This is a genomic window from Microbacterium sp. (assembly GCF_049661145.1).
Lineage (GTDB): Bacteria > Actinomycetota > Actinomycetes > Actinomycetales > Microbacteriaceae > Microbacterium.
Map to the genome: position 1 here is coordinate 1 of NZ_JBASZT010000355.1, position 7,668 is coordinate 7,668.

Sequence of the window (7,668 nt, forward strand, 5' to 3'; positions counted from 1 at the left end):
TGCTGAGCCCGATGACGAAGAGGCCGAGACTCGCCGTCGCGGCAGCGCCCAGCAGACGCATCGGCCATGAGGAGCCGTTTCGCGTCGCGACCGAGGGGGACGGCGCGCGACTGCTCGCGCACCAGGAGCCCGACGGCCAGTGGGCCGGCGGTGCGTTCTTTCCGGCCGACTTCGACGGCGACGCTCCGGACGCGCCGCCCGGCCAGCCGTATACGGCCACGACGTGGACGCTCGCGACGCTGCGCGAGTGGGGGCTCGACGCCGCAGCGCTCGCGGGCACGGCGGACCTCCTCGAGAAGAACTGTCGCTGGGAGTATGACGACCTTCCCTTCTGGGACGGCGAGGTCGACGTCTGCATCAATGCCATGACGCTCACCAGCGGCGCGTGGCTCGGCCGCGACATGTCGCAGCTCGCCGCGTGGTTCCCCGCGCACCAGTTCGCCGACGGCGGCTGGAACTGCGAGTGGGTGGAGGGCTCGACGCGCTCCTCGTTCCACTCCACGATCAACGCGGTCCGCGGACTCCTCGCCTACGAGGAACTCACGGGAGACGGCAGCGTCACGGCATCCCGTCACCGCGGCGAGGAGTACCTGCTGGTTCGGCGGCTTCGCGAACGACTGTCGACGGGAGAGCAGGTCGGGCCGTGGACCGACGTCATCGTCCACCCGTACCGCGCTCCGTTCACGGCGCTGAAGGCGATCGACCATGTCACCGCCGCGGCTGTTCACGACGGCATCCGCCCCGACCTGCGCGCCGAGGGAACCATCGAACTCGTCCGGGCCGCACGGCAGGACGACGGCCGGTGGTTGCAGGGGTATCACTTCCCCGGGGCGGTGTGGTTTCCGCTCGACGTGCCCGTCGGACAGCCGTCGAAGTGGGTCACCTTTCTCGCGCAGCGGGCGCTCGATCGCTGGGACGCCGCGGCCTGACCTCCCGTCGCCGGGGCCGCCGCCGTCACATGACGACACGCGATTCGCGGGCGCCGGAGGCGGGCGGCCACGATGGTCGAGTCGCTGCGGGATGCCGCGAAGACGCCGACAGGAGGATGCCATGACCAGGCGAGGGTTCACGACGCGTCAAGTGCACGAGCGCTCGTCCCGTGCCGCGCAGGTCGCTGTGACGCCGCGGGCCACGCCCATCTACCTCACGGCTGGGTTCGAGTTCGACGAGTACGAGCAGGCGGCCGCTCACTTCGGTCAGGGTGAGGGGTACGCCTACACCCGCATCGGCGAGCACACTCTCGCCGCGCTCGAGGGTGGGTCGCAGGCGCTGCTGCTGGCGTCGGGTCAGGCCGCGACGTCCGTCGCGCTCCTCTCCCTGCTGGAATCGGGTCAGCACGTCGTCGCCTCGACACACATCTACGAGGGCACGCGCGGCCTGCTCCGCGACAACCTTTCGCGCCTCGGCATCCGGACGACGTTCGTGGACGACATCCGTGACCTCGGCGCGTGGGAGGCGGCGATCCGCCCCGAGACGCGCGTGCTGTTCGCGGAGTCGATCTCCAACGCCAGCAACCGCCTCATCGACACGACGGCGCTCGCCGGTGTGGCCCGCCGCCACGGCATCCCGCTCGTCATCGACAACACGTTCGCGACGCCCTACCTCATCCGTCCGCTGGAGCTCGGTGCCGACGTCGTCGTCCACTCGGCGAGCAAGTTCCTCGCCGGCCACGGCAGCGTCCTCGGCGGCGCGATCGTCGACAGCGGACGCCTCGACCTCGCCCGTGCCGCGGAGCTGTTCCCGCACTTCGCGACCGCCGGTCGCGGCGGGGTGCCGAGCCTGCTGGAGCGTGTCGGCGGCGACGCGCGCATCGCATACGCCCGCGAGGCGGTGGCGCCGAGGTTCGGCCCGACCCCGTCGCCGCTCAACGCGTTCCTCATCGGGCAGGGAATCGAGACGCTCAGTCTGCGAATCCAGCGTCAGAGCGCGAACGCGCTCGCCGTCGCGCAGTGGCTCGCCGGCCGGCCCGAGGTCGCGAGCGTCGACTACGTCGGCCTGCCGTCGCACCCCGACCACGACCTCGCGGTGCGCTACCTGCCAGACGGCTTCGGGTCGGTGTTCAGCTTCACGCTGCGCGGCGACGCCGACACCGCCCGCCGCTTCGTGGCGGCGCTCGACGTCTTCACTCACATGACCCATCTCGGAGATGTGCGCTCGCTCGTGCTGCACCCGGCATCCACCTCGCACACCTTCCTCACCGAGGCGGAACGCACCGCGGTCGGCGTGTTCCCGGGGACGCTGCGGGTGTCGATCGGGATCGAGGATGCCGACGATCTCATCGACGACCTCGCGCAGGCGCTCACCGCGGCGAGCCGCGTGCCGGTCGCCGTGCTCGCATGAGCCGACTGCAGCACTTCGGCTGGTTCCTCGCGCGCGGGTTCGGGCCGCATGGGTGGGGGCATCCGTACCTCGACTGGGACTGGGACTGGACGCGTCCCGACCTGTACCAGCAGTCGGCGCGCGAACTGGAGCAGGCCGGCTTCGACTTCGTCCTCATCGAGGACGCACCCTCACTCGGCTCGCCGCAGACGATCGACCTGCGAGTGCGGCACGCGTTCGGCGGGCCCAAGCACGATCCGCTGCTGCTCGCACCGTACCTGTTCCAGGCGACGCGCGCGCTCGGGGTGATCCCCACCGTGAATCCGGCGGCGTACCTGCCCTATACGGCGGCGCGGCAGTTCGCGACGCTGCAGCACCTGAGCGGCGACCGACTGGGGCTCAACGTCGTCACCGACACCGCGAGTGCTCGCCACTTCGGCCCGGGGCCGGAAGACGGAGTTCCGCAACTCGGCCACGATGCCGCGTACGACCGTGCGGAGGAGTGGCTCGACGGCATCCGGGAGCTGTGGCGCTCCTGGGGTGAGGGCGCGCTCGTGGCGGATGCCGCGTCGGGCATCTACGCCGACGGCTCGCGTCTCGACCCGGTGCGGCACCGCGGCGAGTATTTCGCCTTCGACGGTCCGCTGAACGCCGTGCCGTTCACGCGCGGCGAGCCGGTGATCGCCTCGCCGGGCGGATCGGGGCGCGGCCTCGGGTTCGCCGGCGCGAACTCCGACGTCCAGCTCGCGCTCGCGCCGCTGCACGAGCAGAGCGTGCGGGAGTATCGCGCTCGGATCCACGCCGCGGCGGTGGAGCGCGGACGCTCGGCATCCGACATCAGGATTCTCTTTGCGATCCAGCCCGTCATCGTCTCGTCCGCCGAAGAGGCGGATCGGCTGGTCGCGGCGTCCGCCGTGCCCTCGGACGAGACGCTGCGGCTGATCGCGCAGCGGCAGTCCAGCGACCTCGAGACGGATCTGACCGCCCTCGACCTCGACGCACCGCTGGATGCCGGCGTGTTCGGCGACCACGTCTCGCACGGCTCGATCCGCCGGCTCACGGGCGACCGCGACGTGGCGACGACGCCGTTGCGGGAGCATCTGACCGCCCTCGCCCGGCTGGGCCGGATCTCGGACCGGTCCGGTTTCGTCGGCACCGCCGAGGAGCTCGCCGATCTGATCGAGGAACTCGGTGAATGGGGCAACGACGGCGTGCTGCTGTGGGGTGACCTGCATCCGGTGACGATCCATCGCACGCTGGACGAGCTCGTGCCCGTGCTGCGTCGCCGCGGCATCCTGCGCCGGGACCTGCTGAGCGACGGGCTGCACGCCAACCTCCGCGCCTTCTGATCTGACTCGCGGGCGGGGCGTGAACCCCCCCGGTGATCGAGTGCGCCCCCGTAGCGGGCGTTTATCGAGATCACAGTGTGTGACGCGGTCACCGGAGGGGGCATCGCGGGGTCGCATGTGGTCGTTTCGCGGCGCGGATTCCGGCCAGGTGCTACCCCCCGGTGATCGAGTGCCGCGCCGAAGGCGCGGCGTATCGAGATCATGGCTCCCGACTGCGGTTGCGGTGGTCTCGATGCGCTCGCGGCTCCGCCGCGGGCACTCGACCAGCGGAGGGGTCATCGCGGCTCCGCCGCGAGCACTCGACCACCGGAGAGATGCCCGCCCGGGCTCAGCCCAGGCCGTTCGCCTTCAGCCAGTCCGCGGCGATGTCCTTGGACGAGCGCTCGTCGACGGTGGACTCGACGTTGAGGGCGACGAGGCCCTCGGGCGTCAGGGCAGCGCTGACGGGGTTGATGACGTCGGCGATCTCGTCGGCGATCGACGTGCTCACGACGGGGACGACGTTCGACGCCAGGAAGAGGCCTTCGGGGTCTTCGAGGGTCACCAGGTCCTTCGTCTTGATGAGCGGGTCGGCGCTGTAGACGTTCGCGAGCTGGATGTTGCCCGCGACCAGTTCGTCGACGGTCGTGTCGGCCGTCGCACTGAAGGTCACGTCGACGCCGTACTTCTCCTTCAGCCCGGTCGGGCCGTACGGGCGCGTCTCCAGTTCCGGCCCACCGCCGAGCACCAGGCCCGGGATGCCGGCGAGGTCGCCGATCGAGGTGAGGTTGTGTTCAGCTGCGAACGCGGCGGTCACATTGTACGAGTCCTGATCGGTCGCGGAGGACTGGTCGAGCACCGTCAGTCCGTCCGGCAGCGCCTCCTTGAGTGCCGCGTAGACGTCATCGGGTGTCGTGGCGGTGGTGTCGGGGTCGAAGAACTGCAGCAGGTTGCCGGTGTACTCCGGGAACAGCTGGATCGAGCCGTCCTCGAGCGACGGGATGTACGCGTCGCGCTGGCCGATGTTGAACTGACGCTTGACCGTGAATCCGGCGCCCTCCAGCGCCTGCGCGTAGATCTCGGCGATGATCTCGTTCGAGTAATACTGCTGCGAGCCGATGACGATGGTGTCGGATGCCGGCGGCGCCGAGCTCTCGCCGCCACCGCCGGTGAGCGGGTCGGACGAGGCGCAGCCGGACAGCGCGAGAGCGGCGACGGTGACCGCGCCGAGGGCGAGGCCGAGACGGGTGCGGATGCGGAACATTGCGGTGCCTTTCGTGGATGCTGTGTTCGTGCGGGTTGGAATGGTCAGATGCCGTGCGCGGGGCGGGCTGTGCCTGGAGCAGCCGAACGCGGCGCGCGAGAACGTGGCGTCCCGCCGCCGACCGTGTCGTCGGAACGAGAACGGGCGGTGCCCCCGGCCACCCCGCGCGGCACGACGACCCGCTGCAGCAGCGCGAACAGGCCGTCGAGCACCAGCGCGAGCACGACGACGATGATCGAGGCGCCGAGGATCTGTGGAAAGCTGCGGATCTGGATGCCCTGGATGATGAAGAACCCGAGTCCCCCGAGTCCGACGTAGGCGGCGATCGTGACGGTCGAGACAACCTGCAGCGTCGCCGACCGCAGCCCACCGATGAGCAGGGGAAGCCCCAGCGGTACCTCGATCTTCCAGAGGATCTGCCACGGCGTCATGCCCACCGCACGTCCCGCGTCGACGACAGTCCGGTCGATCGCCTCGAACCCGGCATACGCTCCCGCGAGAATCGACGGGATCGCGAGCAGGACGAACGCGATGACGGCGGCCTCGGTCTTGTGGAGCACGCCGATGAGCAGCACGAGCAGGACGACGAGCCCCAGCGACGGCAGCGCGCGCGCCGCGCCGGAGAGGGCGACCGCCGCCTCGCGGCCGCGTCCGGTGTGGCCGATGAGCCAGCCGAGCGGAACGGCGATGACCGCGGCGATCGCGACGGAGCCGAACGTGAAGGCGAGGTGCTGCCAGATCGCGAGCGGCAGCGGGAGCGATCCGGCGAGCCTGTCCGGCGAGAAGATCCACGCGAAGGCGTCGACGAAGACGTTCATGCGATGCCCTCCGCCGCGTGTCGACGTGCCACGGCGCGTTCCCGTCGCACCGATGCGCGTCGCGGCTGCCACGGCATCACGACCCGGCCCACCAGCACCAGCAGCAGGTCGACGACGAGCGCGATGACGACGACGGCGACGACGCCCGCGAACACTTCGGGGATGATCCGCCGCTGCGAGCCGTTCGTGAACAGGTATCCGAGATTCTGCACGCCGATCAGGGCGCCGACCGTCGCGAGCGAGATGGTCGAGGTCGCCGTCACGCGCAGCCCCGCCAGCAGCACGGGGCCCGACAGCGGCAGGTCGACGACCCAGAAACGGCGCCACGGTCCGAAACCGACGGCGATCGCGGCGCTGCGCGTCGCCGGATCGACCGCGTCGAGGCCGTCGGTGACCGAGCGGGTCATGATCGCGACGCCGTAGATCGTGAGCGCGACGACGAGGTTCGTCTCGCTGATCAGGGGAACACCGACCGCGGCGAGCAGCGCGAACAGGCCGAGCGAGGGGATCGTGTACAGCAGCCCGACCGTCGTCAGCACGGGACCGCGCAGTGTCGTGTACCGCCATGCGGCCCAGCCGATCGGGATCGCGATGACAAAACCCGCCGCGATGGCGATCAGGCTCTGCCGCAAGTGGTCGAGCGTCAGCGACCAGATGAGATCGAGGTTGTCCGCGACCCAGTTCACGGCGCGTCCCAGGTCGAGGTGCCGGGCCCGGCGGCGGGAACGGATGTGGAGGCGGGCGCGGGGTCAGCGACAGGGCCGGATGCCGCGGCATCCGCCCCTTCGACGAGCACGCCCTGCGTGCGTCCCGCGGCATCAACGAGCACGGTGCCGTGCGCCGTCCTCTTCAGATGCAGCGAACGGGCGCCGCGCTGGACGCCGACGAACTCGGCGACGAAGTCGCTCGCGGGGTTCTCGATGATCTCGTCGGGCGTACCGACCTGCGCGATCCGTGCGCCCTTCTCGAGGATGACGACCTGATCACCGAGCAGAAACGCCTCGTCGATGTCGTGCGTGACGAACACGACGGTCTTGTCGAGGTCGCGCTGCAGCCGCCGCGTCTCGGCCTGCAGCTCCTTGCGGACGATGGGGTCGACGGCGCCGAACGGCTCATCCATGAGCAGAATGTTGGGGTCGGCGGCGAGGCCCCGTGCGACGCCGACGCGCTGCTGCTGTCCACCCGACAGCTGGCGCGGGTAGCGGTCGGCGAGGGCGCGGTCGAGCCCGACGATGTCGAGCAGCTCGAGCGCGCGCTGGCGTGCTTGCCGACGTGGGACGCCGTTCAGCACCGGCACCGTCGCGACGTTGTCGACGACCGTGAAGTGGGGGAGGAGGCCCGCGTTCTGCAGCACGTACCCGATGCCGCGGCGCAGCTTCACGGGGTCGCGGCCCCGGACCGACTCGCCGTCGATCTCGATGTCACCGCTCGTCGGCTCGACGAGGCGGTTGATCATCCGCAGCAGCGTCGTCTTGCCGCAGCCGGACGATCCGACGAGCACCGTCGTCTTGTGCGCGGGTAGCACGAGGCTGAAGTCGTCCACCGCGACGGTGCCGTCGGCGAAACGCTTCGTGACGGAGCGGAACTCGATCGACATACATCCCTCGGGGTTCGGAGCGGGTCGGATCTTCACCCAATCACACACCTCCGACACGGGGGCAGGGGGTGGCACACAGCGTCATACTCCGGTATGCGTGAAGGGTGGATGCCGAAGAGTACGACCTCATCGTGATCGGAGCCGGCCCCGTCGGCGAGAACGTCGCCGACCGGGCCGTCCAGGGCGGACTGACGGTCGCGATCGTGGAGAGCGAGCTCGTCGGCGGGGAGTGCTCCTACTGGGCGTGCATGCCGTCCAAGACGTTGCTGCGTGCCGGCGCGGCGCTGGCCGCCGCCGAGGATGCGCCGGGTGCGCTGCCCGCGCTCGCCGCGGGTGTCGAGG

At 70.4% G+C, this 7,668-nt stretch carries 8 protein-coding genes; 4 read left to right on the forward strand and 4 right to left on the reverse strand.

What is annotated here, in order from left to right:
• Positions 1-2 precede the first annotated feature (2 nt).
• From WBP48_RS14625 to WBP48_RS14635, 3 genes are all read left to right on the forward strand, one after another.
• Positions 3-929 (forward strand): squalene cyclase, encoded by a 927-nt coding sequence (locus tag WBP48_RS14625; protein WP_424441485.1) that lies wholly within the window; start codon positions 3-5, stop codon positions 927-929.
• Positions 930-1,050: 121 nt separating this feature from the next.
• The gene (locus WBP48_RS14630) at positions 1,051-2,340 is read left to right on the forward strand and encodes an O-acetylhomoserine aminocarboxypropyltransferase/cysteine synthase family protein (protein ID WP_424441486.1); all 1,290 of its coding nucleotides are present in this window, start codon (positions 1,051-1,053) and stop codon (positions 2,338-2,340) included.
• Positions 2,337-3,668 carry an LLM class flavin-dependent oxidoreductase gene (locus WBP48_RS14635; RefSeq protein ID WP_424441487.1) on the forward strand — a complete coding sequence of 444 codons (1,332 nt, stop codon included), beginning with the start codon at positions 2,337-2,339 and terminating at the stop codon, positions 3,666-3,668. The genes WBP48_RS14630 and WBP48_RS14635 overlap by 4 nt, the downstream gene beginning before the upstream one ends.
• Positions 3,669-3,996: 328 nt before the next feature.
• On the opposite strand, the gene WBP48_RS14640 is transcribed toward WBP48_RS14635, so the two are convergent.
• The 4 genes from WBP48_RS14640 to WBP48_RS14655 are packed head-to-tail and all read right to left on the reverse strand — an operon-like array spanning position 3,997 to position 7,326.
• A complete protein-coding gene (locus WBP48_RS14640; protein WP_424441488.1) occupies positions 3,997-4,911 on the reverse strand; it encodes a glycine betaine ABC transporter substrate-binding protein in 915 nt (304 codons plus the stop codon).
• Between the two features lie 44 nt (positions 4,912-4,955).
• Positions 4,956-5,729 (reverse strand): ABC transporter permease, encoded by a 774-nt coding sequence (locus WBP48_RS14645; RefSeq protein ID WP_424441489.1) that lies wholly within the window; start codon positions 5,727-5,729, stop codon positions 4,956-4,958.
• The gene (locus WBP48_RS14650) at positions 5,726-6,415 is read right to left on the reverse strand and encodes an ABC transporter permease (protein ID WP_424441490.1); all 690 of its coding nucleotides are present in this window, start codon (positions 6,413-6,415) and stop codon (positions 5,726-5,728) included. Before WBP48_RS14650 ends, WBP48_RS14645 begins: the two co-directional genes overlap by 4 nt.
• Positions 6,412-7,326, reverse strand: a complete 915-nt coding sequence (locus WBP48_RS14655; protein ID WP_424441491.1) for an ABC transporter ATP-binding protein — start codon at positions 7,324-7,326, stop codon at positions 6,412-6,414. Before WBP48_RS14655 ends, WBP48_RS14650 begins: the two co-directional genes overlap by 4 nt.
• Before the next feature lie 104 nt (positions 7,327-7,430).
• Between WBP48_RS14655 and WBP48_RS14660 the strand changes: the two genes are divergently transcribed.
• A partial coding sequence (locus WBP48_RS14660; protein WP_424441492.1) for an FAD-dependent oxidoreductase occupies positions 7,431-7,668 on the forward strand: 238 nt, incomplete at its 3' end.

Bases quoted from the DNA above. Each gene is read 5' to 3' on its own strand.
- WBP48_RS14640 (WP_424441488.1), bottom strand. From the start codon at position 4,911: ATGTTCCGCATCCGCACCCGTCTCGGCCTCGCCCTCGGCGCGGTCACC.
- WBP48_RS14645 (WP_424441489.1), bottom strand. From the start codon at position 5,729: ATGAACGTCTTCGTCGACGCCTTCGCGTGGATCTTCTCGCCGGACAGG.
- WBP48_RS14655 (WP_424441491.1), bottom strand. From the start codon at position 7,326: ATGTCGATCGAGTTCCGCTCCGTCACGAAGCGTTTCGCCGACGGCACC.
- WBP48_RS14630 (WP_424441486.1), top strand. From the start codon at position 1,051: ATGACCAGGCGAGGGTTCACGACGCGTCAAGTGCACGAGCGCTCGTCC.
- WBP48_RS14635 (WP_424441487.1), top strand. From the start codon at position 2,337: ATGAGCCGACTGCAGCACTTCGGCTGGTTCCTCGCGCGCGGGTTCGGG.